This is a genomic window from Streptomyces sp. CC208A (assembly GCF_030010625.1).
Taxonomy (GTDB): domain Bacteria; phylum Actinomycetota; class Actinomycetes; order Streptomycetales; family Streptomycetaceae; genus Streptomyces.
This window is the reverse complement of record NZ_JASCXN010000035.1, coordinates 12,926-30,041: the sequence shown is the minus strand read 5'-3', so window position 1 is coordinate 30,041 and position 17,116 is coordinate 12,926. Positions and strand designations below refer to the sequence as shown.

The following is a 17,116-nucleotide window of genomic DNA, read 5'->3' as shown; positions in this document are numbered from 1 at the left end:
GCTCACGGTGTCGCGGGGGTCCGCCGGTTCCGCGCTTCCCTCGCCGCCCGCCACAGGGCCCGGCCGTCGCCGAAGCACGGCAGGAGGAACACGAGGTGGGCGAGGTACCACCAGGCCAGGGCACGGTCCAGGGCGGAGAGCCACAGCAGGGCGCCCAGGGCGGCGCAGGCGGTGGGGCCGGCCAGGGCCACCAGGGCCGTGGCGCGGGGGGTCAGGGTGCCGTGCGGGATCACGGAGGTGCGCCAGGCGGTGCGTTCGACCGTGATGTGGGTGACGGTGCTGGTCCGGCGGAGGACGAGGACGTGTGCCGACTCGTGCAGGGCGAACGAGGCCACCAGGCCGAGGACGCCCGGCTTGGTCAGCAGCGTCCACGCCATCGCCGCCGGGACGCGGTCGCCCGAGCGCGCCATCCAGAGGAGGGCCGCGGCCTGGAACACGGCCGCGAGCGCGAGCAGCGGCCACACCTGGGCGGCCACCGCCCGGGCGACGGCGTGCGGTCGCAGGTCAGCTGCCGGATGCGTTGAGGAGCTGCTCACGGCGCTCCTTCAGTCCCCGGTAGATGGCCTGGATCATGGTCAGGACGCCGATGAGCACGACGAACAGGACGACGAGCGGCAGGGGGTTGTCCACGCCCGCGGTGATGCCGAGCGCCCCGTTGTCCGTCTTCACCGTCTCGAAGACCATCGCGCCGAAGAACGCGTGCCGTTCGACGATCTCGTCAGTTCCCGTCGAGAACATGAGGGCGAGCAGGATCGCCGCCGCGGTGACCAGTGTCAGCAGCGCGGCTCCGACGACGGACGTCACTACCGACTTTGCCTTGAGCATTCCTACTCCTTGACTCACTGAGGTGGATTCCCTGGATCGCGTACCAGACGAACGCCGCGGCGGCCCCGGCGAGGCAGCCGATCACCGCCCAGGTCGGGAGGCTGAGCAGGCCGAGTCCGATCACGGACACGGCCATGACGACGAGGACGATGGAGAGCCCCAGGAACACGGAGAGCGGGTTGTCCTTCTCCGCCGGGAACACGACGCTGACGCACGTGGTGATGACCGCTCCGCCCAGGCAGGACGCCAGCACCACCACGCTGGAGAGGAACCGGCCCGGGTCGAGCGCCATCGTGATCGCGAAGGCGGGCACGGCGAAGACGGCGAGCAGGACGGTCTGTGCCCTGATGAGCCGCAGGTAGACCCGCCAGGCCGGTTCCCGCATGCCGGGCAGCAGCCGCAGCTGCCGGGTGGCGGTGAACTGGTAGAGGCCGCCGAAGGACAGGGTGACCAGGGCCCACATCGGGTTCAGCGTGGGCTTGGCCAGCAGCAGGTAGACGAAGACGGCCAGGGCCATCGCCGCCGCGGCGACGGTCTGCGCGCTGCGCAGCAGGCACCAGTCGTACGGGCCGAGCACGTGGCGCAGGCGCACGCTTCCGGCGAGCTTCAGGTAGCGGGACTGGCGGACGTGCTGGTTGGGGGCGAGCGCGAAGGTCAGGGCCGTGAGGGCCGCCAGAGCCGCCGCCGCGCCGGCCAGGGCCGTCCAGGGGCCGTGCTCGTTCCAGGCCCAGGACACCGCCGTGACCCAGGTGTACGTGGTCCGCTTGGCCAGGTAGGCGCCGGAGATGTCCTGGATCATCGGCGTCATCCGCGTGGAGTAGTACGCCAGCAGGGCGAACAGGGCCAGCACGTTGAGGACGCCGGCCATCCGGCTGAGTCCGATCAGCATCCACAGCCGCGTGAGCAGCTGGTGGAGGACCGACAGCGTCAGGTAGGTGAGGGCGGTCGGGAGGACGATCGACGCGGTGATGTGGCCGGCCGCGGACGGGCCGAGGAGGACCAGGGCGCTGACGGCGAGGGAGACGAGTCCGGCGGCGGCCACGGTGGCCGTCATCGCCGCCTCGTACATGAGGAAAGCCGCCGCGCGTTCCCGGTTGGTGACGGGGAGCTGGTAGGTGAGCTGGAGCATCCCCTGTGCGTTGAGGAACAACACCTTCACCAGCAGGAACGCGATCTGCACCCACAGCAGGAGCGACACCGTCGCGGTGTCGAACAACAGCCGCCACACCGCGGCCTCTTCGGCCAGGGGCTGGAGGAAGAAGTAGGAGGCGGTGCACATGGCGGCCAGGAGCAGGAGGGCCGCCACCGAGAAGAACACCCTGACCGGGGCGGACTTCAGGACGCCGACCCGCAGGACCCGGCGGCGGAAGAAGACGAGCAGCATCCGGGCCAGGGTCGCGGACTGCCGGAGTCGTACCGCCCTCATCGCTGGAACGATTCGAGGTGGTCGAAGACCATGGCGGCCACCGAGCCGTGTGCGGCGATGAGGTCCGCCGTCGGCTCGTCGCACACCAGTTGGCCCAGGTCGAGGAAGACGATCCGGTCCGCGAGGCGTTCCAGTACGGCGAAGTCGTGGGTGCACAGCAGGATCGCGCGGCCCTCGTCGCGGATCCGCCGGAACTCCTTCTCGGCGAAGTGCAGCGCTTCGAGGTCGATGCCGTTGAGGGTCTCGTCGATGACCGTCAGCGGGCGGCGCATGACGAGCGCGGACACCAGCTGCGTCTTCTTGCGCATGCCGTGCGAGAAGTCCTCGACGAGATGGTCGTAGCGGCCCTCCATGGAGAACTTCCGGAACAGGCCGACGGCCTCGTCGTGGTCGACCTCGACGCCGAACAGGCGGCCCATCATGGACATGTACTCACGGGCGGTGAGGAATTCGGGAAGATAGTCGTTGCTGGACAGGTACATGGCGAGCTGTTTCGCCTCGGCGCGGTCGTGCGCGTGGCCGCCGACGCGAATGGTCCCCGACTGGAGGTGCACGAGGTCGAAGATGTTTCTGATCAGCGTGGACTTGCCTGATCCGTTGGGTCCGACGAGACCGACGACCGTGCCTTCCTCGACGCTGAAGGAAACGTCCATGAGCACGTTGACGATGCCGTCGTAGGAGTAGCTGACATCGCGGACATTCAGGAGGGACACGGGCGCTTCGATCCTTTGTCGGGTCCGTCGGACGGGGCGGCGCCCAGGAAGCCCGCCGGCGTACTGCCGGGGAGCCTCCTGGGCACCTGGTGGACACGCGGCCGTCAGACGGCTACACGCATTCGGCGCTGACCTTCAGGCCGTAGTTCTTGAAGGACCAGTTGCCGGTGAAGCGCTTGCCCTGCTTCACCACGCACCAGACGACGAGACCGGCGAAGATGGTGGCGCCGAGGCCCAGGACGACGGCCACGAAGATCAGGAACCAGGCGTCGTAACGGACGAGACCCCGGTCCACCTTGGCCCGGACGGCCTCGATGGCACGCGCGGGCGCCGTGGTCGCGGCCACGTACGCGCCGATCGACGCGTTGGTGTACGCGCTGACGGCCTTGGCCGCGATCGGCTCGGCAACGTCGGTGCTGGGCATCAGAGTTGACGCAGACACAGTTTTTCTCCCCTGTGGGTGAGGCTGACTCTGCGAAGATTCCACGCTTCCGGAAGCCGCCCCAGTGTCCTTGAGGACACCCCGCGGAAGAGTGTCCTCAAGGACACCCCCGGGCATCGGCGCGTGGTTCCTGAAGATGGCGATGATGGCCGCTTCGGTCCGCGACGTGATGTTCAACTTGCGGAAGATGCTGGCGACGTGTTTCTTCACCGTGCGCTCGGTGATGAAGAACCGGTCGGCCATCACCGTGTTCGACTGGCATTCGCCCAGTGCGGCGAGGATCTCGGCCTCGCGGTCCGTCAGAACGGACAGTTCCGCGTCACGCACCCAGGGCGGCGGGCTGCATCCCCCGCCGCAGAGGTGCGTCTCCTCACGCACATCACGCACGTCGCTTTTGTCTGACGACAGCCCCAATTCCATTCCCCCATGGCATCGGTCATCCTGACTGCTCGTTTCAGCACACGCGACGGAGGGCGGCTTGGTCAGAACCGCCCTCGCAAGGGGTCGCGCCTGGCTGATAGTGACCCACCTCACCATCGGGCCAGCCGGGCCGCTGTGACGGAAGCCATAATTCCGCCTCAGGTTTTCCTCAACCGGCGAGACGGAGCCGCGGACCGCGAACGATCCGCAGGAGGCGGGCCCGTCCGGCCCGCCCTCCCTACGCGTCCGCCGGGACCGGGGACGTCCGGCCCCCGGGGGCGGGGCGGGCCGCCAGGGTCGGGCCGTCGGCCTCCGCCGTGGCGGTGATCCGCATGCCGTACGGGCGGCTGATCCGGTCGAGTACGTCGTGGAGCCATTCCACGTCCTGTTCGCCGGCCCGTTCGAGGCGCAGGCTGCGGCTGCGCAGGGGTACGAGGCGTACCTCCTCCAGGGTGCCGTCCTCGGCGTGGACGCCGACCAGGTACAGGAGCCGCAGGTCGTCGCGGTAGCGCTCCTGGCCGGTGATGCCTTCGTAGTCGTTGACCAGGTCGCCGCAGCCGTGCAGGACGAGCTTGCCCCGGTACGCCTCCAGGGGGCGGGGGTGGTGGGAGGAGTGGCCGTGCACGATGTCGGCGCCCGCGTCGATCAGGGCGTGGCCGAAGGCGACCTCGGCGCTCGCGGGGGTATAGCCCCAGTTCGGACCCCAGTGGACGGAGACCAGGACGAGGTCGCCGGGGCGGCGGGCCTCGCGCAGGCGGGCGGCGAGCCGGGTGGCGGCCGGGCCGTGGGGGCCCGCCGCGAAGTGGACCCCGCCGCGCCGGGCGGTGGCGGCCCAGTCGCGGGGGACTCCGCTGGAGGCCAGGCCGATCGCGTACACGAGCAGTCGGCGTCCACCGGGCAGGGGGACGGCCGCGGGGCGCCGGGCCTCCTCGGCGTCGCGGCCCGCGCCCGCGGTGCGCAGTCCGGCGGCGGCCAGGGCGGCGAGGGTGTCGTCGAGGCCGCGGCGGCCGTAGTCGAGGACGTGGTTGTTGGCGAGGACGACCACGTCGGGGCGTACGACGGCCAGGGCGGGCAGGTTGGCCGGATCCATGCGGTAGTGGACGGCCTTGTCGGGGGCGGGGGCGTCGTCGCGGGTGACCGCCGTCTCCAGGTTGACCACGCGCGCGTCCGGCCTCGCGGCGTCGATCAGGCCGAGGGCCTCGCCCCACGGGTAGCCGGGACCGGTGGGGCGGGGGACGGGGCCGGAGACGGACTCGGCGAGGGTGACGTAGTCGCGGGCGTCGTGGACGTACCGCTCGGGGAGGGCGGGGTCGAGGGGGTGGGGAAGGATCTGGTCGATTCCCCGGCCCAGCATCACGTCGCCGCAGAGGAACAGTTCGGTCAGACCGCCACCGCCGCCGCCCATGTACCCAGGGTATTCCCGCCGGGCGTACGCCTCCGGGCCGCTCCTGCCGGAGGCCGCCTTACGCGTCGACCGCCGCGCGCCACTCCCGTACCGCTTCCGTCGAGACCGGGGACGTCCAGCCCTGGGGGCGGGCGGCGCCGCCGATGTGGAAGGCGGTGAGGCCGGCGGCCCGGAGTTCGGGGAGGTGGTCGAGGCGGAGGCCGCCGCCCACCAGGATCTGGGGCTCGTAGCCGGGTTCGCCGGTGCGGGCGGCCTCGGCCTTGAGGGTGGCCAGGCCGTCGTCCACGCCGGTGGCGGCGCCCGCCGTGAGGTAGGTGTCGAGGCCGGGGAGGTCGGCGAGGCGCTTGCGGAGGCCGTCGCGGTCGGCGGCGCGGTCGATGGCGCGGTGGAAGGTCCAGCGGGCGCCGTCGAGGACGGCGACGAGCCGTTCGACGGCGACCAGGTCGGGGGCGCCGTCAGGGGTGAGGAAGCCGAGGACGAACTCCTCGGCCCCGGCGGCGCGGAGCTCCTCCGCCCGGCCCGCCAGCGCCTCGATGTCGCCGGCCGCGAAGCCGTCCGCCAGGCGGAGCATCACGCGGAGCGGGATGTCGACCGCGCGGCGGATGGCGGTGAAGACGGCCGTCGGCGGGGTGAGACCGTCCGCCGCGATGTCGGTGACGAGTTCGAGGCGGTCGGCCCCGCCGGTCTGGGCGGCGACCGCGTCCCGCTCGTCGAGGGCGATCACCTCCAGGACAGCACGGTTGCTCATCGAGCTCATTCCTCCACAGATCGCACGGCTACAGGCGCTACAGGTCTAGTCCAATGACCAGATTAGCCGTGCGTGTGGCCCGCCGCATCGTGATCGGCGGTCTCCGAGGCGTCGGCGGAGGGCGCCGGCGTCGCCCCGGTGGCGCCCGCCTTCACCGTGAACGCCGCCGTACGGACCTTGCCCTCGTGCTGGAAGTCGAGGAAGAGACGGTACGTGCCGGGGCTCGGCGCGGTCGCCGTGAAGGAGACGTCCGGGCCCGGGCCGCCCTCGTTGGGGTGGACGTGGAGGTAGGCGAGGTCGCCCTGGCGGAGCGCGACCAGGTGGCCGTACGCACCCAGGTAGGGCTCCAGGTCCGTCACCGGCTTTCCGCCCTTGGTGACGGTGAGGCGCAGCTCACCGGCCTTGCCGGGGTCGAGGGTGCCGCCGAGGCGGACCTGGTAGCCGTCGACCGTGGCGGTGGGGGCGACGGCGGGCAGCGGCTTCGGGGCGGAGGCGCCGGGGACGGCGAGGTCGACGCCGAGGGTCAGGGGCTTCGCGCCCTTCGCGGCGGGCCTGAAGTCGGCGAAGGCCTTGTAGCCGCCGGCCTCCGGCAGGTCCGCCTCGACCGTCCAGGTGCCGTCGGGCGCCTTCTCGGGGTGGAGGTGGCGGAAGACCGTCAGGTCGCGGGAGGCGACGATGAAGTGGAGCTCCTTGCCGTGCTCGGTGGTGAAGGCGGTGACCTTCTTCCCGGCGGCGTCCTGGACGGAGAACTTCAGGGTGCTGCGGCCGACGGGCGGGGTCGGGGTCTCCAGGTCGAGGGTGTAGCCGCCCTCGGAGACCTGGAGGCCGCCGGGAAGCTCCGCGGCGGAGGCCTTCCCGTGGTCCCCGTGGCCGTCGCCGGCCGACTGCTCCTTCGGCGCCGCCTCCGCGTGCTCGCCGTGCTCCGCCCTCTTCGGCTCCTCCAGGGGGCCGACGCCCTTCCCGACCCCGTACGCGGTGCCGAAGGTCGCGGCGAGGGCGGCGGCGAAGGCGGTGATCTTCACTCCGGTGTTCATGGCTGCTCTCCCGTACGTGGTTTCCCTGCATGTCTTCTCTGCGCGCCTTCTCTGCACCTCACCATACCCCTGGGGGGTATCAAGTCAAGTCGGGTCCACACTTGCGTCGAATACCACCCAGGGGTATACATGGACCCACACCGCAGATACCCCCCGAGGGTATCCGGTCCACTGGACAGACCACTGGAGGACGACATGGGTTCCTGCTGCACCCCGGACAACAGCTGCTCGACCGGCACCACCACGGCGGTCGCCGTCGCCGACGCCACCAGCACCGTGTACACGGTCTCCGGCATGACCTGCGGCCACTGCAAGACCGCCATCACCACCTCCGTCAGCGCGCTGGAGGGCGTCCTCTCCGTGGACGTCGACGTCGCCGGCGGCCTGGTGACCGTCACCACCGACGGCGCGGCGGACGACGCCGCCATCGCCGCGGCGGTCGACGAGGCGGGCTACGAACTGACCGGCCGCGCCTGACCGCCGGCGCCTGACCGATCCGGCCGCCGGGGCCCGTCCCGTACCCCCGCCCGGGCCCCGGCCCCCGATCCCGTACTTCCGAGGAGCAGGAAATGACCACGACGACCCCCGGCACCGCCCAGGTCGAGCTCGCCATCGGCGGCATGACCTGCGCCTCGTGCGCGGCCCGGATCGAGAAGAAGCTCAACCGCATGGACGGGGTCGAGGCCACCGTCAACTACGCCACCGAGAAGGCCAAGGTCACCTTCGACGCCGACATCTCCGTCGCCGACCTGATCGCCACCGTCGAGGCCACCGGCTACACCGCCGAGGAGCCCGCGCCGCCGCAGACCGACGGGAACGAGGGCGAGGGCGGTCCCACCGACGAGGAGAAGGCCGACGCCGAACTGCGGCCGCTCAAGCAGCGGCTGGTCACCGCCGTCGCCCTCGCCGTCCCCGTCATCGCGATGGCGATGGTCCCGGCGCTCCAGATCGAGTACTGGCAGTGGCTGAGCCTCACGCTCGCCGCGCCGGTCGTCACCTACGCCGCCTGGCCCTTCCACCGCGCCGCCTGGACCAACGCCCGGCACGGCGCGGCCACCATGGACACGCTGATCTCGGTGGGCACGACCGCCGCGTTCCTGTGGTCCCTGTGGGCGCTCTTCTTCGGCACCGCAGGTACGCCGGGGATGACGCACCCCTTCGAGTTCACCATCGCCCGTACCGACGGCGCCGGGAACATCTACCTGGAGGCCGCCGCGGGCGTCACCGCCTTCATCCTGGCGGGCCGCTACTTCGAGGCCCGCTCGAAGCGGAAGGCGGGCGCCGCGCTCAAGGCTCTGATGCAGCTCGGCGCCAAGGAGGTCACCGTCCTCAGGAACGGGCGCGAGGTCACCGTACCGACCGCCGAACTCCAGGTCGGGGACCGCTTCCTGGTCCGGCCCGGCGAGAAGATCGCCACCGACGGCACCGTCGTCGAGGGCTCCTCCGCCGTGGACGCCTCCATGCTCACCGGCGAGTCCGTGCCCGTCGAGGTCTCCGTCGGCGACGCCGTCACCGGTGCCACCCTGAACGCCGGCGGCCGGCTCGTCGTCGAGGCGACCCGCGTCGGCGCCGACACCCAGCTCGCCCGGATGGCGAAGCTCGTCGAGGACGCGCAGAACGGCAAGGCCGCCGCCCAGCGCCTCGCCGACCGGATCTCGGCCGTCTTCGTCCCGATCGTCATCGCGCTCGCGCTCGGCACCCTCGGCTTCTGGCTCGGCACCGGACAGGGCCTGACCGCCGCGTTCACCGCCGCCGTCGCCGTCCTGATCATCGCCTGCCCGTGCGCCCTGGGCCTGGCCACCCCGACCGCCCTCATGGTCGGCACAGGGCGCGGCGCTCAGCTCGGCATCCTGATCAAGGGGCCCGAGGTCCTGGAGACCACCCGCAAGGTCGACACCATCGTCCTGGACAAGACCGGCACCGTCACCACCGGCCGGATGACCCTCCTGAAGGTCCACACCGCCGCAGGTACGGAGGAGACCGACGTGCTGCGCCTGGCCGGCGCCCTGGAGCACTCCTCCGAGCACCCGATCGCCCAGGCCGTCGCCACCGGCGCCGCCGCGAAGGCCGGCACCCTGCCCGTCCCCGAGGACTTCGCCAACATCCCCGGTCTCGGCGTCCAGGGCGTCGTCGAAGGACACGCCGTGCTCGTCGGCCGCGAGAAGCTCCTCGAAGAGTGGGCGATGTCCCTTCCCGCGAGCCTCAAGGCGGCGAAGGACGCGGCCGAGAAGGCCGGGAGGACGGCCATCGCGGTCGCCTGGGACGGGGAGGCCCGCGCGGTCCTGGAGGTCGCCGACGCGATCAAGGAGACCAGCGCGGAGGCCGTCCGCCGGCTCAAGGGCCTCGGGCTCACCCCGATCCTGCTGACCGGTGACAACACGGCGGTCGCGGAGGCCGTCGCCGCCGAGGTCGGCATCGGCGAGGTCATCGCCGAGGTCATGCCCCAGGACAAGGTCGACGTCGTCAAGCGCCTCCAGGCCGAGGGCCGTTCGGTCGCCATGGTCGGCGACGGCGTCAACGACGCCGCCGCCCTCGCCCAGGCCGATCTGGGTCTGGCGATGGGCACCGGCACGGACGCGGCGATCGAGGCCGGCGACCTCACCCTCGTACGCGGCGACCTGCGGGCCGCGGCGGACGCCATCCGGCTCTCCCGCAGGACCCTCGGCACCATCCGCTCGAACCTCTTCTGGGCCTTCGCCTACAACGTGGCCGCCCTGCCGCTCGCCGCGGCCGGACTGCTCAACCCGATGATCGCCGGCGCCGCGATGGCCTTCTCCTCGGTCTTCGTGGTCGGCAACAGCCTCCGGCTGCGCGGCTTCCAGGCCGCGGACAAGTGACCCGGAACCCCTGGCCTGGAACCCCTGGCCTGTTGACCTGACGGGGCTCGCCGCCCACGGCGAGCCGGGTGCGCGCGTGCGGCTCGGCAGGCTCGACCGTCCTTCTTCCCCGGGAAAGCCCCGTGATCGTGGCAGGACGATCACGGGGCTTCGCGGATTTCCGTCCCGAGGGGGTCGGTTCACCGACGTGGGGGCGGGGGGTGGCGGTGCGGTGCGGCCGGGGACGTAACGGAGCACCGTCAGCGCCGCGTTGGTGTGGCTGGTCCCTCCCCCGGCGCCTCGCCTCCGTCGGCCCGCTCTCGTCGGCCGGGGCCCCGCCGTGCCGGGGCGGACAGAGGCAGCCGGGTCGGACAGAGGCAGCGGGGACGCTGCTGGTCGTGGCGGATCCTTTCCGTTCGGCGTTCCGCGCGTCGATGCCGGTGGCCTCTGCGGTGGCGACGGTCCCCGGTCCGGTCGCACACGCGCGTGGCGGGCATTCGCGCCTACGATCGGGGTATGAGCGCTGACGGTTCTCGCTGGTCCCTCTGTTCCCGGAACTCGTTCCTGTCGATCGGCTCGGTCGGGTCGACGCTGTCGATCGGCTCGGTGGGGTCGTTCCTGTCGGTCGGCTCGGTCGGCTCGGCCGCGTCCGTCCTCTCCGTGGGCTCCTGGGCGAGCCTCGGCTCCCTGCTGTCGGCGGAGTCGCAGTGGTCGGCGCTGTCGTGGCGGTCCCGGGGCGGGATGATGGCCGCGGGGGCCGTCCTCACGGCCGCCGCGGCGCTGGCCCTGACGCACCGATCCGGGACCCGCTAGGTCCCTGACCGGACCACGAGCCCCACCGCCAGGCCCGCGACCAGGGCACTCGACGCCAGACCGGTGAGGAGGCGGGCGCGGGGGCCCGTCAGGGCGTGGCCCAGGAGGGTGCCGGTGGAGGCCAGGAGGAGCTGCCAGCTCGCGGAGGCGGCGAAGGCCGCGGCCACGAAGACGGCCGCCTCGGCCGGGCCCGTCGTGGCGTGGCCGCCCAGGACGAGGGCCGTGAAGTACAGGACCGTCATCGGGTTCAGGATCGTGATGCCGAGGAAGGTCCAGAAGGCGCGGTGCGGGGCCGTCACCGGCCGATCCGCCGCCGGGGTCCCGGCGCGATGGGCGCGGTGGGCACGCAGGGCCGTACGGGCCGAGGCCGCCGCGAGGACCAGGAGGACGACGGCGGACGCCCAGCGCAGGGGCGTCACCACCGGCGCGAGGAGCGGCACGAGCGCCGCCCCGCCGGCGACCGCGACCAGGGCGTACGCCCCGTCCGCCGCCGCGATGCCGAGCGCCGCGCCCGCTCCCGTACGCCACGGGGCGCGGGCCGCGACCGCCACCAGGTGCGCGCCGACGGCGCCCACCGGGATCGCGATGCCGTAGCCGGCCAGCAGGCCGGCCACCGCCGCGCCGGTCACGCGACGACGGGGGCCGCGCCTCCGGGGAAGGGGGCCGTCTGCTGTCGGTGGTAGGCCGCGCCGTCCTTCGTACGGGCCAGGAAGCCGCCGACGACGAGGTAGCGGCGAAGAGCCGGGTAGTCCGCGTGGACGGTCCGCAGCGCCTCGTTGACCTCGGTCTCGCGGTAGACGCGGCCGGATTCGAAAAGGGTCTCGGCGAGGTGCGCGAGCAGCGCCGCACGGCGGGCCGGACGGCGCGGGATCGCGAGGAGCCGCCCGTCGGCGGCGAACAGGTCCGCGACGGGGCGGGGGGAAGGATGGCTGGACATGGGGGAAGCGTGACGGGACGCCGTACCGAGTCGCAAAGGGTTTTCATGCCTGCCGCCCGCTCCCACCGGCACAGGGACCGGCACGGGCCAGGGGAAGTTCCCGCCGGAACCGGGTGGCTGACGTCCGGACCGGAGGTGGGCCCGGCGCAACGGGCACAATGCCCCCATGACCGCACCCGAGGACCTTCTCCAGCGCTGGAACTCCACGCTCCTCGCCGCCCGCGCCGGCCGCGAGGGCCCGGACCCGGCCCCGTACGGCCGCGACCTGCTGGCCCGCTGGGCCGAACCGCAGCGGCGCTACCACACCACCACCCACCTGCGGGCGGTCCTGGACCGCGTCGACGAGCTGACCGACCAGGGCGGCGAGGGCGGGGAGCTGGAACTCGTACGCCTGGCGGCCTGGTTCCACGACGCGGTCTACCGCCCCGACCGCTCCGAGAACGAGGAACGCTCGGCGGCCCTGGCCGAACGCGCCCTGACGGAAGCCGGGTTGACCCCCCACGAGGTGGCGGAGGTGGCCCGCCTGGTCCGCCTGACGGTCACCCACGACCCGGCGCCCGGCGACCTCAACGGCGAAACCCTCTGCGACGCGGACCTGGCGATCCTGGCGAGCGACCCCGATACCTACCAGGGGTATGCGAAAGCGGTCCGCGAGGAGTACGCCTTCGTCCCCGAGACCGCCTTCCGCGAAGGCCGCGCAGCCGTCCTCCGCCAGCTCCTCGGCCTCCCCCGCCTCTTCCACACGCCGTACGGGGCGGCGGTGTGGGAGGAGAAGGCGAGGGAGAACCTGGAGGCGGAACTGGCGACCCTGACGGCATAGGAATCCCCGCCGCCGGAGTGTCCGCCGCCGGGGTGTCCACATGCCAAGACAACACCCGAAAACGGAATGACAGGCACAAACGGCAGGTTGACGCATGTCATGCCGTCTTCCTCACCCGCCACCGCCACTCCCCGCATGCCTCTGGCCGTCTACATCCTGGGCCTCTCCGTGTTCGCGCTGGGCACGAGCGAGTTCATGCTCTCCGGCCTGCTGCCGCCCATAGCCGAGGACATGGGCGTCTCCATCCCGCAGGCGGGCCTCCTGATCTCCGCCTTCGCCATAGGCATGGTCGTCGGTGCCCCGCTGCTCGCGGTGGCGACCCTGCGCCTCCCCCGCAAGACGACCCTGATCACCCTGATCACCGTCTTCGGCCTGGGCCAGGTGGCGGGCGCCCTGGCACCGACGTACGAGATCCTCTTCGCGTCGCGCGTGATCAGCGCGCTCGCCTGCGCGGGCTTCTGGGCGGTGGGCGCGGCGGTCGCCATCGCGATGGTGCCGCAGGGCTCCCGGGCCCGGGCCATGGCCGTGATGATCGGCGGCCTCTCGATCGCGAACGTCCTCGGCGTCCCCGCCGGCGCCTTCCTGGGCGAGCACCTGGGCTGGCGCTCCGCCTTCTGGGCCGTGGGCGCCGCCTCCGCGATCGCCCTGGCGGGCGTGATCACCCGCATCCCCCACATCCCGCTCCCGGAGACGAGGCCCCGCCTCAGGAACGAGCTCACGATCTACCGGGACCGCCAGGTCCTCCTCTCGATCGTGATCACCGCGCTGGCCGCGGGCGGCGTCTTCTGCGCCTTCTCCTACCTGGCCCCGCTGCTCACAGACGTCTCCGGCCTCGACGAGAGCTGGGTCTCCGCGGTCCTGGCCCTCTTCGGCATCGGCGCCCTGATCGGCACGACGATCGGCGGCCGCGTGGCCGACGCCCACCTCTTCGGCGTCCTCCTCACCGGCATCACGGCCTCGACGCTCTTCCTGATCGCCCTGGCCCTCTTCGCGTCCGGCCCGGTGGCGACGATCGTCCTGGCCTTTCTCCTCGGCGTCTCCGCCTTCTACACGGCCCCCGCCCTCAACGCCCGCATGTTCAACGTCGCCGGCGCCGCCCCCACCCTCGCCGGCGCCACCACCACCGCCGCCTTCAACCTCGGCAACACCGGCGGCCCCTGGCTCGGCGGCACCGTCATCGACGCCGGCCTCGGCTACGCCTCCCCCGCCTGGGCAGGCGCCGCGATGACCCTCCTGGCCCTGCTCACCGCCACCGTCTCCCTCCGCCTCACCCGCGCGGGAAAGTCCCGCGTGGTCCTCGGCGTACGCGACCGCACACCCGCCCCGCAGCCGAGCACCCCCACCCCCCGCCCCTGACCGACCGGCCTCGGTCCCACTGCCGGTCGGCGAGCGAGGCGACCGGCTGCGGCCTGCCGATGACGGCCAGGGCGATGAAGAACCCGATCTGCCCGATGGCGACGGTGGACGAGCCGGTGGCCGCGCTCCTGGTCTCAGACCAGGATGAGCGGCCTCTCCAGCGCGTCCACGTCCTTGAGGACATCGACGGCCTGGGCATCGGTGACGACCTGTTGTGCGGAGTTCTGAGTGTTCTCCGAGTGGCTGACAGCCCCTGCGGTGTTCCCGTTGTTCACGGCGCTGTTCTGACCGGCAAGACCAAGCACCCCGAGTTCACTCCCCATGAGGCCGCCAGGGGCGGGGTCGGCCAGGGCAGGGCCGGCTGCTGCGAGCGAGGCGATTGCGGCCACCGCGGCGGCACTGAGCGCGCGGCTGAAGATCTTGGGCATACCGGGGCAACGAGGCACGTGCTCCCGTGGTCACGAGAACGGCTCACGACTCTGCCTCACCCCGGCCGGGCGGGACGAGCACCAGTCGGATCGCCATCCCCGCCAGGGCGGGTTCGTGGCCGCTGAAGGCGGCGGGGCCTTCGCGCGGACTCGTGCATGGCGGCCCGGCACGCTAGAGCAGGCCGCTCAGCGGCAGGGCGCGTTCGCTCAGCCGGCCGCGCAGCCGTCCCCCGGTGGTGTCGGCCTCGGTGAGCCAGTCGGCGGCGACGAGCCGTTCGGTGTGCTCGGTGATCTCCTCGGGGGCCAGGGCGCAGAACGCGGCGACCTGGTCGAGGCGGAGCCCGTCGTCCTCGGGGAGTCCGAGGCGTCCGTCGGGGCCGGCGTGGGCGGCGGTGTACAGGGCCAGGAGCCGGGTGGCCGCGGTGGCCTTCTTCTTGCGGAGCTTCCGGTCGCCCACGATCTTCTGGGCCCAACCGGAGATCCTTGAGCGGGTGGTCTTGCCGAAGGTGAGCGGGCGGGGCTGCCCGGGCAGCAGGGTGGGGACGGTGACGGTGGTGGGATTCTCGGGCCGGGAGGCCATCGCGTCGGCGACGGTGCCGGGCAGGCGCAGCCAGTCGGCCGCGGCCAGTCGCTCGAGCACCTGCTCGGCGTCGCCCGGGAGCCAGCCGGTGAGGTCCTGGCCGGTGACGTTCCCGGTGCCGGCCTTCGCGGCCCGCAGGGTGAGCATGAACACCGCGAGGCGTACCTCGGCCTCGGGGTACGGGGAGTGGGCGGTGAGGTGGTCGAGCGCGGCACGGGCGTGCACGGCCTGGGTCCGGGTCAGCAGCCGTTCCACTACCGGCCCGTCGCCCGCAGCGCCGCCGACCGGCCGGCCGGTGCGGTTGGCGTCCATCTCGCGGGTGGTCTGCGCGGCCTTCTCGGCGCGCTCGGCCTCGTGGCGCAGGGAGTTGTCGCCGCTCACGTCGGCCCACAGGCGGAAGGCGCGGGCCTTGCGTTCGTGGAGCTCGGCCAGCAGGGCGAGGTCGGGCTCGGGGCGCTGCTGGTAGGCACGGAACGCGTCCCCGAGCTCGATGAGCTCCAGGCGCAGGACATCGGGCTCGAGGTCGTGCGGCACGGTCCGCTGCGCGATCTTCCCCCACCGCTTCGCCCGCCGGGAGGCTCCCGGAGGTGTGCCGGGACGGGCCCGCGGGAGCGAAACCGGGCCGGTGGCCGAAGGAGCGCCGACGGCGGCGGGAGAGGGGGCGTGGTCGGAGAAGACCGCCGTCGTGCTCCCGGCCGCGCCGCCCGCGTGCTGCCGTCCCCGCACCGGCTCTTCTGCCGCCCGCCGGCTTTCGGCCGGTGCGGTGCGGTGCGGTGCCGCCGCGGTGTCCAGGACCCGGCAGCCGGGGATGGCGGCCGCGCAGCGCGCGCACGTCTCCGCGATCCGCCACAGCCTTCCGGCCCGGTCCGCGTACACCGTCAGGACCACCGGCCCCCCGCACCGCACCGCTCCCGCCGGCGGCCGCGCCCCGTCACGCCGCCCGGCGTCGGGGGTGTGCCACGTGCAGTCGGCGGCGCGGCAGGCGCACCACGCCTCGCCGTGCGGACCTCCGCCGGCGCGGATGCGCGCCAGGTGCGCGTTGACGTGTCCGATCGCGGCCTTGCGCCCCGCGGTGGCGTCGGGAAAGCGCTCGTCGGCGCAGGCCGGGCGGGAGCAGGAGAGCCTCACCGATCCGGCAGAAGGGAGGCCGTGAGGGGCCAGGCGCACCGTCCAGACCCGCCCCGCGACGCGTTCCCGCTGCGTTCCGACCTCCACCATCATGTGCACTCCCTTGATCCGTTGCCCCGGACAGCCGCCGTCATCGGGGACGCCGGCCGACGAACCCCGGACACCAGCCGCTCCAGCCGATACTTTCTGCCTGCTTGCGAACACTCAGTGTGACCCACTCGTGTGCCTCGGCACGGCCGTTTCACAGCTAAGGAAACAGTCCTGCCGCGCGGCCTGGCCCCCTCTCTGCCGCGCGACGACCCACGGGAGTCGACCGGCCCGCGCCTGCGGGGCGGGAGAACACCGGCGGCCCGGGGGGCAGCGGCGGCGGCCGAACGGCCATCAGCCTCGGCGCGTTCTGCGGCGGGACGGGGCGGCCGATGGCGGTGGTGGAGGTGGAGGTGGCATGGAGGCCGCGGCGACAGGTGAGACAGGGGCGCGGACGTAGAGGGACCCGCGTCTGGTGCGCCGGGGCTGGGCGAGTACGTCGGCATCAGTGGAACGGGGGAGCCCGTGGCCGGTGGCGTCCCCGCCTCCTCGTCCGTCACCTTGATGGCGGCGGGAAACACCTCGGCCAGGACCTTCAACAGGCCCATCGCGCCGTCGCCGACGGCGAGTTCGGGGTCGCGCATGCCCCGGCGGCAGTCGCGCAGCAGGCCGGCCCACGATTCGGTGGATTCCCGCAGCCCTTCCGCGAGCGCGATCAGTTCCTTGGTGCCGTCGAGGCGGACTGCGAGCAGCACCAGCACACAGGAGTGCGCCTGGCCGAGCCGGACCTTGGGGTGCACGCCGTCCGCCCCCACGTAGACGAAGTCGCGGTCCGACAGGTCACGCTCCTGGAAGGCGGCGTGGTCGTCCTGCCGCTGCCGGGTCAGCCGGCTCTCGGTGGCTGGCGACAGCCCGGCCGTCGAGCCGAGGAACTGCTCCAGCGCCGGGACGAAGTCGCCCGAGGACAGTTCGTGCAGATAGAGCAGCGGCAGGACCCCGGAGATCCTCGGGGACTTGCGGCACCACGGGGTCAGGATCCTGGAGGAGAACCGCTTGCGCTCGCCCGTGGCGTCGTCCACGCGGCGGTCGTTCACCCGGGGCGCGTCGCCCCCACCCTCGCCGGCGCCACCACCACCGCCGCCTTCAACCTCGGCAACACCGGCGGCCCCTGGCTCGGCGGCACCGTCATCGACGCCGG

17 protein-coding genes and 1 pseudogene are annotated in these 17,116 nt (G+C 72.7%); 5 read left to right on the top strand and 13 right to left on the bottom strand.

From position 1 onward, the window contains the following. Positions 1-2: 2 nt before the first annotated feature. From QK442_RS29675 to QK442_RS29640, 8 genes are all read right to left on the bottom strand, one after another. On the bottom strand, positions 3-536 hold the full coding sequence (locus QK442_RS29675) for a metalloprotease family protein (RefSeq protein WP_282697177.1): 534 nt from the start codon (positions 534-536) through the stop codon (positions 3-5). Then, entirely contained in the window at positions 505-738 is a 234-nt protein-coding gene (locus QK442_RS29670; RefSeq protein WP_282697176.1) for a hypothetical protein, read from the bottom strand. The genes QK442_RS29675 and QK442_RS29670 overlap by 32 nt, the downstream gene beginning before the upstream one ends. Further along, the gene (locus QK442_RS29665; protein WP_282697175.1) at positions 719-2,251 is read right to left on the bottom strand and encodes a hypothetical protein; all 1,533 of its coding nucleotides are present in this window, start codon (positions 2,249-2,251) and stop codon (positions 719-721) included. Before QK442_RS29665 ends, QK442_RS29670 begins: the two co-directional genes overlap by 20 nt. Further along, entirely contained in the window at positions 2,248-2,964 is a 717-nt protein-coding gene (locus QK442_RS29660) for an ABC transporter ATP-binding protein (RefSeq protein ID WP_282697174.1), read from the bottom strand. Before QK442_RS29660 ends, QK442_RS29665 begins: the two co-directional genes overlap by 4 nt. A 112-nt stretch (positions 2,965-3,076) precedes the next feature. Beyond that, entirely contained in the window at positions 3,077-3,826 is a 750-nt protein-coding gene (locus tag QK442_RS29655) for a helix-turn-helix transcriptional regulator (protein ID WP_282697173.1), read from the bottom strand. 238 nt (positions 3,827-4,064) lie between these two features. Beyond that, positions 4,065-5,231 (bottom strand): CapA family protein, encoded by a 1,167-nt coding sequence (locus QK442_RS29650; RefSeq protein WP_282697172.1) that lies wholly within the window; start codon positions 5,229-5,231, stop codon positions 4,065-4,067. A gap of 58 nt (positions 5,232-5,289) precedes the next feature. Beyond that, positions 5,290-5,979: a copper homeostasis protein CutC gene (locus tag QK442_RS29645; protein ID WP_282697171.1), complete on the bottom strand. Its 690-nt coding sequence runs from the start codon at positions 5,977-5,979 to the stop codon at positions 5,290-5,292. 62 nt (positions 5,980-6,041) lie between these two features. Beyond that, on the bottom strand, positions 6,042-7,013 hold the full coding sequence (locus QK442_RS29640) for a hypothetical protein (protein ID WP_282697170.1): 972 nt from the start codon (positions 7,011-7,013) through the stop codon (positions 6,042-6,044). A 195-nt stretch (positions 7,014-7,208) separates the two neighbouring features. On the opposite strand from QK442_RS29640, the gene QK442_RS29635 reads away from it, so the two are divergent. The 3 genes from QK442_RS29635 (at position 7,209) to QK442_RS29625 (ending at position 10,642) form a co-directional block, all read left to right on the top strand. After that, a complete protein-coding gene (locus QK442_RS29635) occupies positions 7,209-7,490 on the top strand; it encodes a cation transporter (protein ID WP_282697169.1) in 282 nt (93 codons plus the stop codon). Positions 7,491-7,582: 92 nt separating this feature from the next. Beyond that, positions 7,583-9,850, top strand: coding sequence for a heavy metal translocating P-type ATPase (locus tag QK442_RS29630; protein WP_282697168.1), 2,268 nt, complete (start codon positions 7,583-7,585; stop codon positions 9,848-9,850). Positions 9,851-10,345: 495 nt separating this feature from the next. After that, entirely contained in the window at positions 10,346-10,642 is a 297-nt protein-coding gene (locus tag QK442_RS29625; RefSeq protein WP_282697167.1) for a hypothetical protein, read from the top strand. On the opposite strand, the gene QK442_RS29620 is transcribed toward QK442_RS29625, so the two are convergent. Together QK442_RS29620 and QK442_RS29615 are read right to left on the bottom strand one after the other, a co-directional pair. After that, positions 10,639-11,271: a LysE family transporter gene (locus tag QK442_RS29620; RefSeq protein WP_282697166.1), complete on the bottom strand. Its 633-nt coding sequence runs from the start codon at positions 11,269-11,271 to the stop codon at positions 10,639-10,641. The genes QK442_RS29625 and QK442_RS29620 overlap by 4 nt on opposite strands. Further along, entirely contained in the window at positions 11,268-11,579 is a 312-nt protein-coding gene (locus QK442_RS29615) for a DUF2087 domain-containing protein (RefSeq protein WP_282697165.1), read from the bottom strand. Before QK442_RS29615 ends, QK442_RS29620 begins: the two co-directional genes overlap by 4 nt. Positions 11,580-11,745: 166 nt before the next feature. Between QK442_RS29615 and QK442_RS29610 the strand changes: the two genes are divergently transcribed. Further along, positions 11,746-12,399, top strand: a complete 654-nt coding sequence (locus tag QK442_RS29610; protein ID WP_282697164.1) for a hypothetical protein — start codon at positions 11,746-11,748, stop codon at positions 12,397-12,399. 135 nt (positions 12,400-12,534) lie between these two features. Then, entirely contained in the window at positions 12,535-13,755 is a 1,221-nt protein-coding gene (locus QK442_RS29605) for a Cmx/CmrA family chloramphenicol efflux MFS transporter (RefSeq protein ID WP_282697163.1), read from the top strand. Between the two features lie 134 nt (positions 13,756-13,889). On the opposite strand, the gene QK442_RS29600 is transcribed toward QK442_RS29605, so the two are convergent. The 3 genes and pseudogenes from QK442_RS29600 to QK442_RS29590 all read right to left on the bottom strand — a co-directional run. Next, the gene (locus QK442_RS29600; protein WP_282697162.1) at positions 13,890-14,183 is read right to left on the bottom strand and encodes a hypothetical protein; all 294 of its coding nucleotides are present in this window, start codon (positions 14,181-14,183) and stop codon (positions 13,890-13,892) included. 172 nt (positions 14,184-14,355) lie between these two features. Then, positions 14,356-15,984, bottom strand: a complete 1,629-nt coding sequence (locus QK442_RS29595; protein WP_282697161.1) for a hypothetical protein — start codon at positions 15,982-15,984, stop codon at positions 14,356-14,358. A gap of 503 nt (positions 15,985-16,487) precedes the next feature. Beyond that, a pseudogene (locus QK442_RS29590) lies at positions 16,488-17,021 on the bottom strand (transposase); the annotation flags it as partial. Positions 17,022-17,116: the final 95 nt, after the last annotated feature.

Bases quoted from the DNA above. Each gene is read 5' to 3' on its own strand.
- QK442_RS29610 (WP_282697164.1), top strand. From the start codon at position 11,746: ATGACCGCACCCGAGGACCTTCTCCAGCGCTGGAACTCCACGCTCCTC.
- QK442_RS29595 (WP_282697161.1), bottom strand. From the start codon at position 15,984: ATGATGGTGGAGGTCGGAACGCAGCGGGAACGCGTCGCGGGGCGGGTC.
- QK442_RS29645 (WP_282697171.1), bottom strand. From the start codon at position 5,979: ATGAGCAACCGTGCTGTCCTGGAGGTGATCGCCCTCGACGAGCGGGAC.
- QK442_RS29630 (WP_282697168.1), top strand. From the start codon at position 7,583: ATGACCACGACGACCCCCGGCACCGCCCAGGTCGAGCTCGCCATCGGC.
- QK442_RS29635 (WP_282697169.1), top strand. From the start codon at position 7,209: ATGGGTTCCTGCTGCACCCCGGACAACAGCTGCTCGACCGGCACCACC.
- QK442_RS29615 (WP_282697165.1), bottom strand. From the start codon at position 11,579: ATGTCCAGCCATCCTTCCCCCCGCCCCGTCGCGGACCTGTTCGCCGCC.
- QK442_RS29650 (WP_282697172.1), bottom strand. From the start codon at position 5,231: ATGGGCGGCGGCGGTGGCGGTCTGACCGAACTGTTCCTCTGCGGCGAC.
- QK442_RS29640 (WP_282697170.1), bottom strand. From the start codon at position 7,013: ATGAACACCGGAGTGAAGATCACCGCCTTCGCCGCCGCCCTCGCCGCG.
- QK442_RS29655 (WP_282697173.1), bottom strand. From the start codon at position 3,826: ATGGAATTGGGGCTGTCGTCAGACAAAAGCGACGTGCGTGATGTGCGT.
- QK442_RS29625 (WP_282697167.1), top strand. From the start codon at position 10,346: ATGAGCGCTGACGGTTCTCGCTGGTCCCTCTGTTCCCGGAACTCGTTC.
- QK442_RS29600 (WP_282697162.1), bottom strand. From the start codon at position 14,183: ATGCCCAAGATCTTCAGCCGCGCGCTCAGTGCCGCCGCGGTGGCCGCA.
- QK442_RS29605 (WP_282697163.1), top strand. From the start codon at position 12,535: ATGCCTCTGGCCGTCTACATCCTGGGCCTCTCCGTGTTCGCGCTGGGC.
- QK442_RS29670 (WP_282697176.1), bottom strand. From the start codon at position 738: ATGTTCTCGACGGGAACTGACGAGATCGTCGAACGGCACGCGTTCTTC.
- QK442_RS29665 (WP_282697175.1), bottom strand. From the start codon at position 2,251: ATGAGGGCGGTACGACTCCGGCAGTCCGCGACCCTGGCCCGGATGCTG.